Source organism: Lentzea kentuckyensis (assembly GCF_002150765.1).
Classification (GTDB): domain Bacteria; phylum Actinomycetota; class Actinomycetes; order Mycobacteriales; family Pseudonocardiaceae; genus Lentzea; species Lentzea kentuckyensis.
The window spans coordinates 42,116-59,264 of record NZ_MUYM01000054.1 but is presented as its reverse complement, the minus strand read 5'-3'; the positions used below and the strand labels follow the sequence as shown (position 1 = coordinate 59,264).

Genomic DNA, 17,149 nt, shown 5'->3' with positions numbered 1-17,149 from the left:
GAAGATGCGCCGATGACCGTGCGGGGCAATCTGCCTGCCCAGACCACGACGTTCATCGGCCGCCGGGCGGTGCTCGCCGAAACCGAGGCACTCCTCGGCAAGGCCAGGCTGGTCACATTGGTGGGTGCCGGCGGTGTGGGCAAGACACGCATCGCCGTGGAGACCGGGCGCGCCATGACCCGGACGTCCGCGTTCCAGCACGGGGTCTGGGAGGTGCGGCTCGCGGATCTCAAGGATCCGGCGTTGCTCGCGCGCACGGTCGCGGCCGAGCTGCGGATCGTCGACAACTCGCCGGACTCCGGGCTCGGCCGGCTGGTGGAGTCGTTGTACGACAAGCACTTGCTGCTCGTGCTGGACAACTGCGAGCACCTGCTGGAAGCCGTTCGGCACCTCGTGCACCACCTGTTGCGCGACTGCGAGGGCCTGACGATCCTCACGACCTCGCGGGAACAGCTCGGCGTCTACGGCGAGCATCTGCTGCGGGTGCCGCCGCTGACCGTCGACGAGGACGCCGTGCAGCTGTTCCTGGAGAGGGCGGACGCGGCGGGCGCCATGCTGACCGAGAACGACCTGCCCGAGGTCACGGCGCTGTGCCGGGCGTTGGACGGGCTGCCGCTCGCGATCGAGCTCGCGGCCGCGCGGCTGGCCGAGATGTCGCTGACCGACGTGCTCGACCAGCTCGACCGCCGGTTCGACCTCCTGATCGGCGACACGCACGGACCGGCGCACCACGCCACGCTGGAGCGGGCCTTCGAGTGGTCCGCGCGGCACTGCACGGACGAGGAACGGCAGCTGTGGGGGACGCTGTCGGTGTTCCCCGCGGACTTCGATCGCACAGCCGCCGAGGCGGTGGTGGGCGCGGACGTGCTGGAGCCGTTGTCCGCGTTGGTCCGCAAGTCGATCGTGGTGGCGACGACGAGTCCGGTCACCCGGCGTACGCGCTATCGGCTGCTGTACACCGTGGCGCAGTTCGGCGCTCGTCTGCTCGTGAGCGCGGACGAGCCGTTGCGACGGCACGTGCTGCACTACAGCGGGTTCGTGGATGAGGCGACCCGCTCGTGGTTCTCGCCGGACGAGGCGTTGTGGATGGGACGGCTGCGCGAGGAGTGGCCGAACATCCGCGCCGCGATCGGGCACGCGCTCGAGACCCCGGACCTGGCCGAGATCGGCACTGTCATGGCGATGAACGTGCAGCGCACCCGGTTCACGTCGTTCGCGGGCATGCTCGGCCAGGCGCGCGACCTGCTCGCGGTGGCGCTCAAGGTGATCACCGAGCCGCCGCTGCGCACGTCGCTGCTGGCGCACATCGCCTACCTGGCCCAGACGCAGGGCGACATGGCGGCGGCGATCCCGTTGATGAACGAGGCCCGTTCGTTGCCGCGGCTGCCGATGACCGACGTGCACCTGGTGTTCGTCGAGGCCACGCACCTCTTCTACGTCGAGGGCTCAGCGGACTCCGTGCCGTTGTACGCGCACGTCGTCGAGCTCTCGCGCGATTTCGCGTCGCCGGGCGACACCTACATCACCGAGCTGCTGCACACGATGGCCGCGTGCTTCCTGCAGGACGCCGAGGCGGCGGAGAAGGCCACGACCGGGCTGGTCAGGCTGGGCGAGGACAGCGGCGCGGACTGGGCGCACGCCTGGGGACTCTGGCAGCAGGGTCTCTACGAACTGATCCACGGCGACCCCGCACAGGTGCACGCGCTCGCGGTGGAGGCGTTGCGGATCCAACTGGTGCTCGGCGACGCCTGGGGTCCCGCGTACACCCTGTGGCTGCTCGCCTGCACGTGCGCCGAGCTGGGTGCGCACGACCGTGCAGCCCGCCTGCTCGGTGCGCTGCGGTCGCAGGAACGGATCTCACGGGTCGCGTTCGGCAGCATGAGCCCGTTCCACAAGATGCTGGAACGCGCTGACCGGACCGTCCGCCGCGCGCTCGGCGACGACTACCAGGTGATCACGACGCTGGGCGCCGACCTGCGGCACGAACAGGCGATGGAGTTCGCGCTCGAACCGGTGCCGGAATCCGAGCGGCGACCGGTCAAACCCGCACTGCCGGGTGGGCTGACCAGGCAGGAGTTCACGATCGCCGGACTCGTCGCGGACGGGCTGACCTCGAAGCAGATTGGGGCCCGGCTGTTCATCTCGCCGCGGACGGCGGACCGGCACGTGGTCAACATCCGCGCGAAGCTGGGGTTGCCGAACAGGGTCGCGCTCGCGGCCTGGCATCGCACGGCCACCGGCGAACGCTGAAGCGCTCCGAACTGCACGGGCACCCGGTGGTGCTGGGCCAACGCCCCGCGATCACTTCCCCCCGGATGATCACGGTCATCACCGTGGCCAACCCAACCCACCGGGAGTGCCCGTCCGACGCTGAGCTCGACGCCGGACCATCAATCTCACCCAGGCCCTCATACGGACGCATCGGCAAAATTGCGCATTCTGATCGGGGTAGCCGATATTCACCCGACTGGACTACTAGCGCGCTTCGAACGCCAGCTTCAAACCCAGTCCGACGAACACGGATGCGGTCAGACGGTCCAGCAGGACCCGTTGACGCATCAGGAAGGCACGGGCACGGCCGGCCAGCGCGATCAGGATCGGCAACCACACGAGGCCGATGCCGAGGTGGATGGCGACGAGTGCCGCACCCCACGCGGGCTGGCCGGCGGGCATGAACTGCGGCAGCAGCGACAGGTAGAAGACGCCGACCTTCGGGTTGAGCAGGTTCGTCAGCAGTCCGGCACGCAATGACGCCCTGGCATCCGGCACCGGACGTGAGTCCTCGAGTGACACGGACTTCCGCGAATGCCACAACGCCTTGGCGCCCAGGTAGATCAGGTACGCGGCGCCGAGCCAGCGGACGACGTCGTAGGCCAGTTCGGACGCGGTGAGCAGCGCCGTCAAGCCCGCGAGACTCGCGACCGCCCACACCAGGCACCCCAGCGTGATGCCGAGGACAACGCCGAACGCCGCACGCCTGCCGCTCAGCAACGCCGTCCGCAACACCATCACGGTGTCGAGGCCGGGCGTGACGACGGTGAGCAGCGCGACGAGGGTGAAGGCCAGGAGGGCGGCGGTCGTCATGGGGTCATGAGATCACACGTCAGCGCGCGTCCGCCGCCGTTTTCAGGCCGAAGGCGATCAGCGCGGACGCGGAGAGGCGGTCCAGCAGGATCCGTTGCCGCAGCAGGAAAGCACGCGCGCGGCCGGCCGCCGTGATCACGATCGGGAACCACAGCAGGCCGATGCCGAGGTGGATGGCCACGAGCACGCCGCCCCACGCGGGCTGTCCGACGGGCAGGAACTGGGGCAGCAGCGAGAGGTAGAAGACGCCCGGCTTCGGGTTGAGCAGGTTCGTCAGCAGTCCGACCCGGACAGCCGCGCGGACCGACGGCACGGGTGCGGGTTCGTCGATCGCGACGGGACGGCGGTGCCTCAGGACGAACGACTGCCAGAGTGCCTTGGCGCCCAAGTAGATCAGGTAACCGGCGCCGAGCCAGCGGACGATGTTGTAGGCCAGTTCGGACGCTTGCAGCAGCGCGGTGAGACCGACGAGTCCGGCGGTCGCCCACACCAGGCAACCGAGCGTGCTGCCCACCACGACGCCCATCGCGGCGCGGCGGCCGACCAGGAGGGCGGTCCTGAGCACCAGCAAGGTTTCCAGGCCCGGCGTGATGACGGTCAGCAGCGCGACGAACGTGAAGCTCAGGAGCGCGGTGGTCGACATGTCGTCATGAGAACACACGGAAACTCCGTGCCACCAGAAGAATTAACACGCCTGATACGACCGGCTCCACTAGCGGTGCCACGCCCGGACGCCCAGGCGCCCGGTGCTGCCCAGGTCGACGTGAAAGTCGTCGCCCGGCGGCATCGGCACCAGCGGCTGCCAGGTGCCGCCCGGCACGGCCGCGATGTCGATGTGGCGACCGACCAGCGGCGGGTCGATCGACGTGTTCGTGTTCTTCCACATGAACGCGCTCGTCGCGCGCTCCCCCGGCTGCAGGGTGATCGGCTGTGGCGGGGCGTCGAAGCCCTCGACCAACGCGATGCCGCCGGACCCGTCGAGGATCTGCGCGTCCAGCTGCCGCCTCTCCTCATCGAGCAGCTTGACCTGCGGATATCCGTTCAGTTCGAGCGGCTTCGTGCCGCAGTTGACCACTTCGATCACGCGCACGCGCAGGCCCATCGCCGAGTCGCCGGAGATCTCGGTGAACCGCAGCCCGGTGTCGCACGACGGCTCCGCGGACGACGGTGTGGTCGGCGTGGTCGGTGAGATCGACCGCGCGACCTGCGGTTCCCAGTCCGGCAGCGCGTCCGCACTCGATCCGCATCCGGCCAGGCTCAAGAGCGCGGCCACGAGCACAAGAATCCTGCCCCCAGGTCTCATGCCGCCGATCGTGCCACAGGTGAGGGTTTTCCCTCTCTGGTTGGCGTCCGGCCCCGCTGCCAGCCTTCAGCCATCGGGATCTTCGCCTGGAGAGGGGCAATCATGAGGTTCAGTCGCCTGGCCGTAGCGGCGCTCGCGCTGCTGGCACCACTCGCGTTCACGACCACCGCCACCGCCGAGGAGTCCACTGTGGACGCCGCCGCGCGACCGGCGTTCGAGATGCCGTTCCCGTGCGGCCAGATCTGGCGCGCCGGCACGCGGTCCAACCACAAACCGTTGTACGCCATCGACTTCAACATGGGCAGCGGCGACTCCGACAAGGGCAAGCCGGTGATCGCCAGCGCCGGTGGCACCGTCGACGTGCGCTACGCGGCCTCGGGCTACGGCAACTACGTCGTGATCAACCACGGCGGCGGCTGGGCGACCTACTACGCGCACCTCGGCTCGGTCGCGGTGAAGGACGGCCAGAAGGTCGCCCGTGGCGCGCGGGTCGGCACGGTCGGCAAGTCCGGCGGGCAGACCTACACCCACCTGCACTACGAACAGCGCCTCAACGGCAACGACGTCAAGGCGATCCTGCACGGCAAGGCCGTGACGTACTACGGCGACATCTCGACGAAGAGCTACAACTGCTGACGACGGCGGGCGGCCTCGTTCAAGGCCCTGGACGAGGCCGCCCGCCGAGTCCTACCTGGGAATGGCCCTAGATCAGGGGTGTGATGTTGGGACGCACGCCCAGCAGCACACGGCCGAACGCCTCCAGGCTCATCGTCGGGCTGATCATCGCGTGCCGCAGAGCGGTCTGCATGTCCCGCAGGTACACGTTGAGGGGACTGGACTCCGCGACGGCCGACGCACCGTGCGCGGAGACCAGCAGGTCCAGCGCCTCACCGCACTGCCGCACGGCGTGAGAGGCGTGCAGACGCACTCGGGCACGGGCGAGGTTGTCCGGCGACGCGTCGCCGGCCATCTCGGCGCACGACCGGGCCAGCAGGCCCGCCACGTCGATCTTGGCCGCGGCCTCGGCGATCGCCAGTTGGAACGCCGGGGAGTCGCTCTGGCGCTGATAGGTGGTGAACGAGACAGGACGCTTGTCCGCCTGCGCCACAACGTGTTCCAGCGCCGCCCGGGCCGTGCCCAGGTAAGGGCTGATCATGAACGTGAGGACGGACGGCAACAGCGGCATGTCGCCGACGAGCTCCTCGCCGGTGTTGAGGACGCGCTCGTCCGGCACGAACACGTCCTCGCCGGCCATGAGGTTGCTGCCGGTGGCCCGCATGCCGGTGGTGAACCAGGTGTCCTTGATCCGGAGCTCGCTCAGCGGGACGAGCGCCACGCCCTGGTCTTCGGCGCCGATCGGGAAGCCCACCAGGGCCCAGGTGGCGTGCAGGCAGCCGGACGCCGGGAACCACTCGCCGGTGAGTCGCCAGCCGCCGTCGACGCGCTCGGCCTTCGCGCGCGGCGTGAGCACGGTGCAGATGTGCGTGTCCGGGCCGCCGCCGTAGATCTCGCGCTGGACGTGCGCGGGAAAGCGTCCGGCGAGCTGGTCGCCGGCGCCGAGGATCATGACGACCCAGGCGGCCGACGGATCGCCCTTGGCCAGCTCGGCCGTGGCGGTCACGGCGGTGAGCAGGTCGAGGCCGAGACCACCCAGCTCAGCGGACACGAACATGCGGAACACCCCGATGTCCCGCAGTGCGGCCATCGCCTCTCCGGTCAACCGCCGATCACGGTCACCGGCCGCCTGGTGCCGCTCCAGAACCGGCCTCAACCCCGCCGCTGCCTCGACGAATCCGCTCATGACGCCCCCTCGCCGGCCGAAGCTAGCAACGGAGCGCCCCCTGCGACGGGTCAAGTCACCCGACAGGACCGTTGAGCGGACCGATTCGGCCATTAGTTGACTTCGACTAGTCAGGAGCGGATAGTTGAGGTCGACCAAGGAGGACGTCGTGCGGCGCAAGGTGTCGAACCCGCTGGCCCTGGCTGTGCTGGCCTTTCTCGTGATGGGGCCGCAACACCCCTACGAGCTGGGCAAACAGCTCAAGGAGACGGGCAAGGACCGCAACATCAAGTTCAACCGCGGCTCGCTCTACATGGTGGTCGAGCAGCTGCGGAAGGCGGGTTTCGTCACCGAGCAGGAGACCGTCAAGGACACCCAACGGCCTGAGCGCACGGTCTACGCGTTGACCGACGCCGGGCGCGACGAGCTGTACGACTGGATGCGCGAGCTCGTCCGTGATCCGGTGCAGGAGTACCCGCAGTTCGGGGTCGCGCTGTCGTTGCTCTCGGTACTGGACCCCGTGGAGGCCGCGGACCTGCTCCGCACCCGCGCCGGCGTGCTCGACCGCGAGCTCGCGGAGGCGCGCGGGGTGGTCGAGAAGGCGGTCGGCGAGGGGCTCCAGTGGATCTTCCTGGTCGAGGAGGAGTACCGGATCTCCTTGCTGGAGGCCGAATCGCGGTTCGTCGCGAAGCTGGTCGGGCAGCTGGGACAGGCCGAGTACCAGAAGGCGTGGCGTCAGCACTTCGGGAGGGAAACGTGAAGGCGTTGGTCATCGGGGGCGGCATCGCGGGACCGGTCACCGCACTCGCTCTGCAGAAGGCCGGCATCGACTCGGTCGTGTTCGAGGCGTACGACACGACCGCGGACGGCGTCGGCGGCATGTTGACCGTGGCACCCAACGGCCTGGCGGCGCTGCGGCTCGCCGGGCTGGCGTCCGACTTCGGCAAACCCTTGCGCCACATGGTGATGGCCGATGCGCAGGGCCGCACGCTGGGCAGGATCACGGGTGACGAGAGCCGCGTCGTGCCACGGGCCGAGCTCTACCAGCGGTTGCGCGAGCTGACGGTGTCCCAGCGGGTCAAGGTCGAGTACGGCAAACGTCTCGTGGACGTCGAAACCCACGAAAACGGCGTCACCGCGACGTTCTCGGACGGCAGCACCGAGGAAGGGGACGTCCTGGTCGGCGCCGACGGCATCCGTTCCAGAGTGCGGGCCGTCATCGATCCCCAAGCGCCGCAACCGGAGTACGTCGGCCTGCTCGGATTCGGCTCGTACGCCACGAACAGCGGCGTGCACGGCGAACCGGAGACGATGTACTTCGTGTTCGGCAGCTCGTTCCTCGGCTACTGGGAGGAGTCCGACGGCACCATCGCCTGGTTCAACAACCTCGCGGTGCCGCAGCCGATGACCCCGGCCGAGATCGACGCCGTGCCGTCCGCGACCTGGCTCGAACGCCTGCGCGAGGCGTACGGCGACGACATGCCCGCGAAGCGACTGCTGGCGCACAGCGACGAGGTGATCGGCGCCGGTCCGTTGGAGATCATGCCCAGCGTGCCGCACTGGTTCCGCGACCGCATGGTCCTGGTCGGCGACTCCGCCCACGCGCCGAGCGCGAGTTCCGGCCAGGGTGCCTCGCTGGCGGCCGAGTCTGCGGTGCAGCTGGCCCGCTGCCTGCGTGACATCCCGGACGTCACCGAAGCGTTCGCGACCTACGAACGGTTGCGCCGCCCACGGGTCGAACGGATCGCGGCAAGGGCGGCCAGGACCAACAGCGACAAGCGCGGAATGGGTCTGCTCACCCGGCTGCTGATGCCGGTGGTGATGAAGACCTTCGGGGCGCGGGCGTTCACGAAGGACCAGAAGTACCGGATCGACTGGGACGCTCAGGTCAGCCGGTAGCCGTGCGCGGGCCGGTTCGCCATGCCGTACCGCGGTTGCACCTCGGCCTTGCCGATCGTCACGAGGTGCTCCAGGTAGCGGCGCGCGCTCACCCTGGACAGCCCGGCCCGCTCCCCCACCTCCTGCGCCGAGAGATCGCTTTCGCTGTCCCGCAACGCGTCCGTCACCAGCCGCAGCGTCACGGCCGACAACCCCTTGGGCATCACCAAGGTGCGCGGCCGGTGGTGCATCAGCTGGTCGACCTCGTCCTGGTCCAGCACCTGACCGAGCCGCTGCACCTCGATCCGCTGAGCCAGGTACTCCCGCATCCGGTCGATGAACGCCGTCCGCGTGAACGGCTTGACCAGGTAGTTGTCCACGCCACGGGACATGGCCTGCCGCACGGTCTCCCGTTCGCGCGCGGCGGTGACCGCGATGACGTCGACCGGCGGTCCGCCGCGGGCGCGCAACCGGGCCAGCACCTCCAGCCCGGACATGTCGGGCAGGTGGATGTCCAGCAGCACCAGGTCGGGCCGCAACGACTCCACCGCCCGCAACGCCTCGCCGCCGCGGTGGGCCTCGCCGACCACCTCGAACTCGGGCATCGCCTCCAGGAAACCCCGGTGGATCGCGGCCACGGCGAAGTCGTCGTCGACGACCAGCGTCCGCACGCTCATCGGTTCCCCGTTTCCGGCAGCCACACGTCGAACGACGCGCCGCCGAGCTCCGAGTCGGTGATCGCCACCTGGCCGCTGCGCCGGGTGACCACCCTCGACACCAATGCGAGTCCTATCCCCCGGCCGTGCGCTCCCATTACATCCTTCGAACTCACGCCCAGGTCGAAGATGCGACCACGTTGTGATTCAGCCACGCCCGGACCGTTGTCGTCCACTACAACCCGTACTCCGGTCGCCGACGAACGGACCAGGACCCGCACCACGCCTCCGGTCTCCACGGCGTCGACCGCGTTGTCGACGAGGTTGCCGAGCACCGTCAACGCGTCGTCGCCCGCGCGGATGTCGACCGAGCTCTCCGGGTCCAGCCGCAGTTCCACGCCGCGTTCGTGCGCTGTGGAGGACTTGGCCAGCAGCAACGCCGCCAGCGCCGGGTCCGCGTTCGCGCCGTCGATGATGTCCGCGGTGAGCGAGCCGGCGCCGCCGACCCGTTCGATGTAGGCGACGGCGTCGGTCTGCCGTTCGAGCTCCAGCAGCCCACCGATGACGTGCAGGTGGTTGGAGAACTCGTGGGCCTGCGCGCGCAGCACCTCGGTGACGGTCCGTTGGCCGTCCAACTCGCGCAACGCGTCGTGCAGCTCGGTGCGGTCGCGCAACGTGAGTACGACACCGACCGCACGGTCGTGTGTCTTCGCGGTCATCCGGTTCGCGACCAGCACTCGTTCCCCGGCGAGCACGAGCCGGTCCGCCACGTCGTCCACCGAGCGCGCCAGGTCCAGCAGCCCGTCGTCGAGGACTTCCTCCGCCGGCTGTCCCGTGGGGTTGTCGGTGAGGCCGAGCAACCGCATCGCCTCGTCGTTGACCAACGCCAGCCGCTGGCGATCGTCCACGGCCACCACGCCCTCGCGGATGCCGTGCAGCATCGCGTCCCTGGTCTCCAGCAGCTGCGCGATCTCGGCCGGTTCGAGCCGGAACGTGCGGCGCCGGACGAGCTGCGTGATCAGTGCCGCGCCGAGCACCCCGACCAGCGCGGCGGCGGCCAGCCACCCGATCAGTTCCGGCAGGTCCTCCGCGAGGTCGTCGGACAGCTGGCTCTCCAGGATGCCGACCGAGGCCATGCCGATGATCCGTCCGTCGGCGGCCCGCACCGGCACCTTCGCCCTCAACGACGTGCCGAGCGTTCCTGTCTCGGTGCCGACGAACACGTCACCGGACAGCGCGGAACTCGGGTCGGTCGAGACGCGTTCACCGATGCGTTTCGGATCAGGGTGCGCGTATCGGACGCCGTTGCGGTCGGTGACCACGACGTAGGTGACCTGGGACGCGTTACGGATCAGCTCCGCCAACGGCTGGATGGTCGCGGACGGGTTCGGCGAGTCGAACGCCTGCACCACCGTCGGCAGCCGGGCCACGCTCAACGCGACGGACAACATCCGGTCCTTGTACGCCTCGCGGATCCGGTCGCTCTGCAACTTGGCCGCGAGCAGCCCGGCGGCACAGGTCGTCATCAGCACGATGACCACCTGCAACACCAGGAGCGACACGCCCAGCGACACGGACCGGCGAAACATGGAGTGCATTCTTGCGCAACGCCTGTGAATCAGGTCACGAACTAAACGACCAATACGCCTTTTACGACCGATGCACATGTTTACGCAGCCGACATACCTACCGTTCCCGCCCAACGTCCGGCAACGAAGCTGAGGAGTGGGCTCGATGGGTGCAGGCTGGAGACGAGCGGTCGCGTTGACCGCCGTCGGACTGGTGCTCGCGGGATGCGGTCAGGCTGCGAAGAGCTCTGGCGGCGGTGACGCCATCGGCAAGCTGGAGATCATGGCGCCGGCCGACCCCGGTGGCGGCTGGGACCAGACGGCGCGGGCGATGTCCGCGGCGGTGTCCGGGGCGAAGCTCGCGGGATCCGTGCAGGTCAGCAACGTCGGCGGGGCAGGAGGCACGGTCGGCCTGCAGAAGCTCGCGAACGAGAAGTCCACGTCGTACCTGATGATCACCGGCCTGGTCATGGTCGGCGCGGTGGAAACGAACGCGTCCACGGCGCGCCTCGAGGAGACCACGCCGATCGCGCGCCTCACCGCCGAGGACGAGGTGCTCGTGGTGCCCGCCGACTCGCCGATCAAGTCGGTCGACGACCTGCTGGCGGCCATCGCGGAGAAGGGCAAGGGCGTGTCGATCACCGGCGGTTCGGCCGGCGGCACCGACCACATCCTCGCCGGGCTGTTGCTCAAGGCGAAGGACATCTCCCCGGACAAGCTGAACTACGTGCCCTACTCGGGCGGCGGCGAGTCGCTGGCCGCGTTGCTGGGCAAGAAGGTCGACGCCGGCATCTCCGGCATCGGCGAGTACCGCGAGCAGATCAAGGCGGGCAAGCTGCGCGCGCTCGGCACCTCCGGGCCCAACCAGGACCCGACGCTGAAGGTGCCGACCTTCAAGGAGCTGAACCTGGGCGTCGAGCTCACGAACTGGCGCGGTGTCGTGGCGCCGGGCGGGATCACGCCCGAGGCCAAGGACCGGCTGACCAAGCTCGTCACCGACATGCACGCGAGCCCGCAGTGGAAGGAAGAGCTCACCAAGAAGGGCTGGACCGACACCTTCCTCAGCGGCGCCGAGTTCTCCACGTTCCTGAACAAGGAGATCGGCCGCATCCGCCCGGCGCTGCAGAACATCGGGCTCGTGAAGTGATTTCGGCAAAAGTCGAGGAGTACGCGTTCGGCGGTCTGGTCGCGGCGATCGGGGTCTTCACCCTGGTCGACGCGACCACGATCGCCGCGCGTGCGGACAACGCGGTCGGGCCGCGTGCTTTTCCTTACGCCGTAGGGGCTCTGCTCGTCGTGACGGGCGTGGCGGCGATCATCGCCACCGCCCGCGGCAAGCTCGGCCAGGCCGAGGAGGGTGAGGACGTCGCCATCGACGGCCGCACCGACTGGGTCACCGTGGGCAAGCTCGTGGCCGTGCTGATCGCCCATCTGGTGCTGATCGACATCGCCGGCTGGCCCGTCGCGGCGACCGTGCTGTTCTTCGGCGCGGCGTGGACGCTCGGCGCGGTCTGGTGGCGCGCACTGCCGATCGCGGTGGCGCTGGCCCTGGTCGTGCAGGTGGTGTTCGCGTTCGGACTGGGCCTCTCGCTGCCCGCCGGGATCTTCGAAGGGGTGCCGTTCCTCGATGGATAGCATCACCGCTCTGCTGGAGGGTTTCGCGACCGCCGCGCAGCCCGCCTATCTGCTGTACGCGCTGCTGGGCGTCACGCTCGGCACCGCCGTCGGCGTGCTGCCGGGCATCGGACCGGCCATGACGGTGGCGTTGCTGCTGCCGTTGACCTACACGCTGGACCCGACGGCGGCGCTGATCATCTTCGCGGGCATCTACTACGGCGGCATGTACGGCGGATCGACCACTTCGATCCTGCTGAACACGCCGGGTGAGTCCGCGTCGATCGTGACTGCCTTAGAAGGCAACAAGATGGCCCGCGCGGGAAAGGGCGCGGCGGCGCTGGCGACCGCGGCGATCGGGTCGTTCGTGGCGGGCACGATCGCCACGGTGTTGCTGACGTTGCTGGCCCCGACCATCGCGGACATCGCGGTGACGCTCGGCCCGGCCGACTACGTGGCACTGATGGTCGTGGCGTTCACGACCGTGGCGGCGCTGCTCGGCTCGTCACCGGTGCGCGGGCTGGCGTCGTTGGGGCTCGGGTTGTTCATCGGGCTGATCGGCACGGACACCTTGTCGGGGCAGCAACGCTTCACCCTCGGGGTGTCGACGCTGGCCGACGGCATCGACGTGGTCGTGGTGGCGGTCGGCGTGTTCGCGGTCGGCGAGGCGCTGTACGTGGCGTCACGGCTGCGGCACGGGCCGATCGAGGTGATCCCGGTCGGCGGCAGGTGGATGACCCGCGAGTTCTGGTCGCGCTCCTGGAAACCGTGGCTGCGCGGCACGTTCATCGGGTTCCCGATCGGCACCGTGCCGGCCGGTGGCGCGGACGTGTCGACCTTCCTGTCCTACGCGGCGGAGAAGAAGCTCTCGAAGAAGCCGGAGGAGTTCGGGCACGGCGCGATCGAGGGCGTGGCTGGTCCGGAGGCGGCCAACAACGCTGCCGCCGCGGGCGTTCTGGTGCCGTTGCTGACACTGGGTCTGCCGACGTCCGCGACGGCCGCGGTGATCGTCGCGGCGTTCCAGAGCTACGGCATCCAGCCGGGACCGCTGCTGTTCACCAACAACTCGGCGATGGTGTGGGCGCTGATCGCGTCGCTGTACATCGGCAACGTGATGCTGCTCGTGCTGAACCTGCCGCTGGTGAAGATGTGGGTGAAGGTGCTGCAGATCCCGCGGCCGTACCTTTACGCGGGCATCCTGCTGTTCGCTGCGCTGGGCACCTACGCGGTGAACTTCGTGGTGGACGACCTGATCGTGCTGCTGCTGATCGGTGTGGCCGGGTTCTTCATGCGGCGGCACGGATATCCGGTCGCGCCGCTCGTGGTCGGGTTGATCCTCGGGCCGATGGCGGAGGAACAGGTCCGGCGCACCCTGCAGATCAGCGAGGGTTCGTTGAGCGCCCTCGTCACCAGTCCGTTCGCCGCGACCGCGTACAGCGTGCTCGTGGTGCTGCTGGCGGTGGCGGTCGTGGTCCGGGTGCGCAAGAAGAAGGCAGAGGTATTGGTGTAACACAACCGCGTCAGCGACGATCTTGGGGCGTGGGAGGACAACGGTGATCCGGCGGCCCCGGCTCGAGGGGCTGCTCTGCACGACGAGGCTCACGACTCTCGTCGCACCCGCCGGTTACGGCAAAACGACGCTGCTGACGCAAGCCGACACCGACCGTCCGGTCGTGTGGCACACCTGCCAGGATGGCCATCGGCTGTTGCAGCCGATGGCCATCGCCTTGTCCGCCGGGTGGACCAGTGTCCCGTCGGTGTCCGGTGAGGACGAAGCCGGACGGGCGCACGCCATCGCCGGGCTGCTGGCGGATGCCTGGCCGGAGGACGTGTTGCTCGTGCTGGACGACATACACGTGCTCAGACCGGGAGATTCGGCGGCGCGACTGCTGGAGGCGTTGTGCCTGCAACTGCCGCAGACCTCCCGAGTGGTTCTTTCCGGACGGACGTTGCCGCCTTTCTCGTTGCGGCGCTTCAAGGTTGACGGTGAGCTGACCGAAGTCAACGCGGCCCAGCTCGCGTTCACGGCCGAGGAGACCGCTGTGGTCGCTGGTCACGACGTGCACGAGGTGACCGGCGGATGGCCGATCGCGGTACGTCTGGTCGCCGAGACGGGCACGGTGGAGGAACTCGGCGACCTGGTCGACGAAGTGGTTGGCAGGGAACCGGAACAGACCCGTTCGTTGCTGAGGACCGCCGCCGCGTTCGATCGGTTCACGTCCGATCTGCTGGCGTCACTGGGACATGCCGAGGCTTCGGCGATCCTGAACGACCTTGCCCGGCGCGGGTTGTTCGTCGAACAGGTCCGGGCGGAACCCGGCTGGTTCGCGTTGGTGCCGCTGGCGCGGGAGTTTCTGGAGCCGGCGGTCGGCGTGCACGCGGCGGCGGCACGCTGGTTCACGTCGAAGGGTGAGTACGTCCGCGCGGTGGATTCCCTTGCCGCGCTGGAGGACTGGCCGGGCGTCACGGCGTTGCTCGACGACGTGTTGCGGACGGGTGGTGCGGACGCGGTGCTCGCCGCGACCGGCCGGGTTCCCGAGGAACAACGCACGGCCGAGGTGTGGCAGCTCGAAGGTGTCGCGCACCAGTTGCGCGGTGAGTGGCGGCAGGCGGCGGACCGCTTCACTCAGGCCACCGAGGACGGGCTCACGGCCGAACTGGCCTGGCGCATGGCATGGATCCAGCACCTGCGTGGCGGGCCGCAGGACGCGCTGAAGATCTGCGACGACTACGTTGCGGACGGCTCGGATCCGACGGCCGAGTCGATGCTGCTGAGCACGGCCGCCAGCGCGCATTGGGCGTTGGGCGACATCGAAGCCGCCGCGTCCAAGGCCACCGAGGCGTTGCTGACGGCGACGAACGACGCCGCGATCGGCACCGCGCACACAGTGCTCGCGATGGTCGCTGCGGCACAAGGGAAACGCGACGAGCTGACCGAGCACTACGACATCGCGCTCGACCACGCGCAGAAGGCCGGTGACGTGCTCGGCGTCATCCGCATCCGCTCGAACCGGGCCTCACACCACGTGGAGGCGGGTGAGCACCGGGCGGCGTTGCAGGAGATCGAGGAGATGCTGCCGCTCGCGGACGTCACCGGGTTCGCGACGTACCGGGCGATCGGGTTGCACAACCGCGGTGAGGCGTTGCTCGGGCTCGGCCGGCTGGACGAGGCGGCCGCCGACTTCCTCGCCGCGCAGAAGGTGTTCGACCAGGCGGGGAGCTGGCTCGCGGCGGCACCGCTGGTCTACCTGGGCGAGGTGCACCGCAAGCGGGGCGACCGGGCGTTGGCGGGATTCGCGCTGCACGAGGCGTTGCGGCTCGCGTCGGCCAAGAACACCGTGCCGCACATGGTGCTGGCACACGTCGGGCTGGCCGAGCTGTTCTCCGACGACGACCCGGACCTGGCGCGGGAGCACGCACGCAAAGCGTTGGAACACGGCGAGAACGTAGCGGCGCTGCTGGTGCTGGGCTGGCTCGACCACGACAAGGACATGTGCCAGGAGGCGGCGGAGATCGCGACTCGGCGTGGTGACCGGGCCGGGTTCGCGCGGTCGTTGCGGCTGCGGGGAGTGCTGGAACGCGACCCGGTGCTGCTCGACCAGGCGCTGACGTTGTGGCGCGAGATCGGCAACCCGCTCGGCGAGATCCGGGTGCGCACGGCGCAGGCGATGCTGATCGGTGGTGCGGCCGGGGAACAACTCGCCGGTGAGGCCCGGCAGCAGGCGGCGGATCTCGGTGCGCGAGTGCTCGCCGAAGCGGCCGCGGCGGTGGCCGAGACGTGCCGGAGGGCGAGCAGGCCGGAGCTGTTCATCCAGACGCTGGGCGGGTTCCGGGTGCTGCGCGACGGCGAACCGCTGCCGCCCGCCGCGTGGCAGTCGCGCAAGGCCAGGGACCTGGTGAAGATCCTCATCGCCCGGCGCGGCAGGCCGATCACCCGTGAGGGCCTGGGCAACCTGCTGTGGCCGGACGAGGAACCGGAGAAGGTCGCGAACCGGCTGGCGGTGGCGTTGTCCACCGCTCGCAGCGTCCTGCGCGCCGGCACCGGAATCGTGGCCGAGGGTGACGCGATCCGCCTCGACCCGGACGTGCTGCCCGTCGACGTGGTCGCGTTCCTCGCCGACGCACGGGCCGGACTCGCTGCGGCACAACGGAACTCGTCCGAGGCGCAGTCACTGCTGGCGGCCGCCGAGTCCGCCTACCACGGCGACTTCCTGGAGGAGGACCCGTACGAGGACTGGGCGGGCAGGCTGCGCGAGGAAGCCCGGCTGATCTACCTGCAGGTGGTGGCGGTGCTCGCCGCACGGGCCGAGTCCGGTGGGGAGTACGCGCTGGCCAGCAGGTATTGCCTGCGCGTACTGGAACGCGACCCGTACGACGAGCCGGCGCACCTGATGCTGGTGCGCGTCCTCGCCGCCGCAGGGAGCCACGGCGAGGCACGGCGGTGTTACCAGACCTACGTCACGCGGATGCGCGAGATCGAAGTGGATCCGCGACCTTTCATTGCGAACACACGACGTAGGGCGTGATCGACCAACGGATGGCTTGCCCCTGCGCGGCCGCCGCCTCACCGGTGACGGACGCGCCGGTGCCGTCCGGGACGACGTCGTCGATGATCGCGCCGGCGACCGCACCGCCGGCGCTGACCGGCTGCTCGGTTCCCTGACAGGCAACGGACTTCGTCGCGGTCTTGGTCATCACGACCGACGAGGTGCCGCCGCGCAGGACCAGCCCCGGTCGGGTGCCGCAGATCGCGTGCGCCGTGACGGTGGCCGAGTCGGGTGCCTCGACCAGGGCGCCCTTGAGGTTGTTCTTGGGCGCCATCCTGGTCAGGTGCACGCCGTCGGTCTCCCCCGCGACGCCGAGCGACTTCTCGCCGGCCGGGCAGGTCGCCTCGGCGTTCTTGGTGCCGCTCTTGGACACCAGGGTGAAGTCGCCGGGCGCGCAGTTCGCCCGTACCTTCACCGTCCACGACTGCACGGTCCCCGCCCCGTGTTCGACCGCCGTGACCTCCACGCTGGTGAGGTCCGCGCTCGGGCGCACCCGCGTGATCGTGGTCCGCTCGCCGGTCACCGAACCGCCGGTGCCGACGACCTTCGTGCCGCTCGGGCAGCTGACCGACACGGTCTTGTCCACCGAGTTCGCCGGGCTGACGGCCTGCACCGCCACGACCTCGTCGGTCGCGGCCTGTGCCACGGCCGGGCTGGTCAAGCTCAGCACGAGCAGGCCGGTGCTCATCACCTTCACGTCCATCCCCCTTCGGGTCCGC

15 protein-coding genes are annotated in these 17,149 nt (G+C 69.5%); 8 read left to right on the top strand and 7 right to left on the bottom strand.

Annotation, left to right across the window (positions count from 1 at the left end):
- Nucleotides 1-12 precede the first annotated feature (12 nt).
- Nucleotides 13-2,250: an ATP-binding protein gene (locus tag B0F77_RS24600; protein ID WP_086665331.1), complete on the top strand. Its 2,238-nt coding sequence runs from the start codon at nucleotides 13-15 to the stop codon at nucleotides 2,248-2,250.
- Between the two features lie 225 nt (nucleotides 2,251-2,475).
- On the opposite strand, the gene B0F77_RS24595 is transcribed toward B0F77_RS24600, so the two are convergent.
- The 3 genes from B0F77_RS24595 to B0F77_RS24585 all read right to left on the bottom strand — a co-directional run bounded on the left by B0F77_RS24595 (nucleotide 2,476) and on the right by B0F77_RS24585 (nucleotide 4,387).
- Nucleotides 2,476-3,084: a LysE family translocator gene (locus B0F77_RS24595; RefSeq protein WP_086665330.1), complete on the bottom strand. Its 609-nt coding sequence runs from the start codon at nucleotides 3,082-3,084 to the stop codon at nucleotides 2,476-2,478.
- A 19-nt stretch (nucleotides 3,085-3,103) separates the two neighbouring features.
- The gene (locus B0F77_RS24590) at nucleotides 3,104-3,727 is read right to left on the bottom strand and encodes a LysE family translocator (RefSeq protein WP_086665329.1); all 624 of its coding nucleotides are present in this window, start codon (nucleotides 3,725-3,727) and stop codon (nucleotides 3,104-3,106) included.
- 69 nt (nucleotides 3,728-3,796) lie between these two features.
- On the bottom strand, nucleotides 3,797-4,387 hold the full coding sequence (locus B0F77_RS24585; protein ID WP_086665328.1) for a DUF4232 domain-containing protein: 591 nt from the start codon (nucleotides 4,385-4,387) through the stop codon (nucleotides 3,797-3,799).
- 102 nt (nucleotides 4,388-4,489) lie between these two features.
- On the opposite strand from B0F77_RS24585, the gene B0F77_RS24580 reads away from it, so the two are divergent.
- Nucleotides 4,490-5,023 carry a M23 family metallopeptidase gene (locus B0F77_RS24580; protein WP_086665327.1) on the top strand — a complete coding sequence of 178 codons (534 nt, stop codon included), beginning with the start codon at nucleotides 4,490-4,492 and terminating at the stop codon, nucleotides 5,021-5,023.
- A gap of 67 nt (nucleotides 5,024-5,090) precedes the next feature.
- On the opposite strand, the gene B0F77_RS24575 is transcribed toward B0F77_RS24580, so the two are convergent.
- Nucleotides 5,091-6,188, bottom strand: a complete 1,098-nt coding sequence (locus tag B0F77_RS24575; protein ID WP_086665326.1) for an acyl-CoA dehydrogenase family protein — start codon at nucleotides 6,186-6,188, stop codon at nucleotides 5,091-5,093.
- A 124-nt stretch (nucleotides 6,189-6,312) separates the two neighbouring features.
- Here B0F77_RS24575 and B0F77_RS24570 point away from each other — a divergent pair, with 124 nt between their 5' ends.
- Nucleotides 6,313-6,927: a PadR family transcriptional regulator gene (locus B0F77_RS24570; RefSeq protein WP_245848592.1), complete on the top strand. Its 615-nt coding sequence runs from the start codon at nucleotides 6,313-6,315 to the stop codon at nucleotides 6,925-6,927.
- On the top strand, nucleotides 6,924-8,066 hold the full coding sequence (locus B0F77_RS24565) for an FAD-dependent oxidoreductase (RefSeq protein WP_086665325.1): 1,143 nt from the start codon (nucleotides 6,924-6,926) through the stop codon (nucleotides 8,064-8,066). Before B0F77_RS24570 ends, B0F77_RS24565 begins: the two co-directional genes overlap by 4 nt.
- On the opposite strand, the gene B0F77_RS24560 is transcribed toward B0F77_RS24565, so the two are convergent.
- Nucleotides 8,051-8,722, bottom strand: a complete 672-nt coding sequence (locus B0F77_RS24560) for a response regulator (protein WP_086665324.1) — start codon at nucleotides 8,720-8,722, stop codon at nucleotides 8,051-8,053. The genes B0F77_RS24565 and B0F77_RS24560 overlap by 16 nt on opposite strands.
- A complete protein-coding gene (locus B0F77_RS24555; RefSeq protein WP_245848591.1) occupies nucleotides 8,719-10,290 on the bottom strand; it encodes an ATP-binding protein in 1,572 nt (523 codons plus the stop codon). The genes B0F77_RS24560 and B0F77_RS24555 overlap by 4 nt, the downstream gene beginning before the upstream one ends.
- Nucleotides 10,291-10,435: 145 nt before the next feature.
- Between B0F77_RS24555 and B0F77_RS24550 the strand changes: the two genes are divergently transcribed.
- Genes B0F77_RS24550 through B0F77_RS24535 form a run of 4 tightly spaced genes read left to right on the top strand, consistent with a single transcriptional unit; the run spans nucleotide 10,436 to nucleotide 16,409 of the window.
- Nucleotides 10,436-11,416: a Bug family tripartite tricarboxylate transporter substrate binding protein gene (locus B0F77_RS24550; RefSeq protein WP_086665390.1), complete on the top strand. Its 981-nt coding sequence runs from the start codon at nucleotides 10,436-10,438 to the stop codon at nucleotides 11,414-11,416.
- Entirely contained in the window at nucleotides 11,413-11,904 is a 492-nt protein-coding gene (locus B0F77_RS24545; protein ID WP_086665322.1) for a tripartite tricarboxylate transporter TctB family protein, read from the top strand. The genes B0F77_RS24550 and B0F77_RS24545 overlap by 4 nt, the downstream gene beginning before the upstream one ends.
- On the top strand, nucleotides 11,897-13,393 hold the full coding sequence (locus B0F77_RS24540) for a tripartite tricarboxylate transporter permease (RefSeq protein ID WP_086665321.1): 1,497 nt from the start codon (nucleotides 11,897-11,899) through the stop codon (nucleotides 13,391-13,393). The genes B0F77_RS24545 and B0F77_RS24540 overlap by 8 nt, the downstream gene beginning before the upstream one ends.
- Before the next feature lie 43 nt (nucleotides 13,394-13,436).
- Nucleotides 13,437-16,409 (top strand): AfsR/SARP family transcriptional regulator, encoded by a 2,973-nt coding sequence (locus tag B0F77_RS24535; RefSeq protein WP_086665320.1) that lies wholly within the window; start codon nucleotides 13,437-13,439, stop codon nucleotides 16,407-16,409.
- Here B0F77_RS24535 and B0F77_RS24530 read toward each other — a convergent pair.
- Entirely contained in the window at nucleotides 16,381-17,127 is a 747-nt protein-coding gene (locus tag B0F77_RS24530) for a hypothetical protein (RefSeq protein WP_143466884.1), read from the bottom strand. The genes B0F77_RS24535 and B0F77_RS24530 overlap by 29 nt on opposite strands.
- Nucleotides 17,128-17,149: the final 22 nt, after the last annotated feature.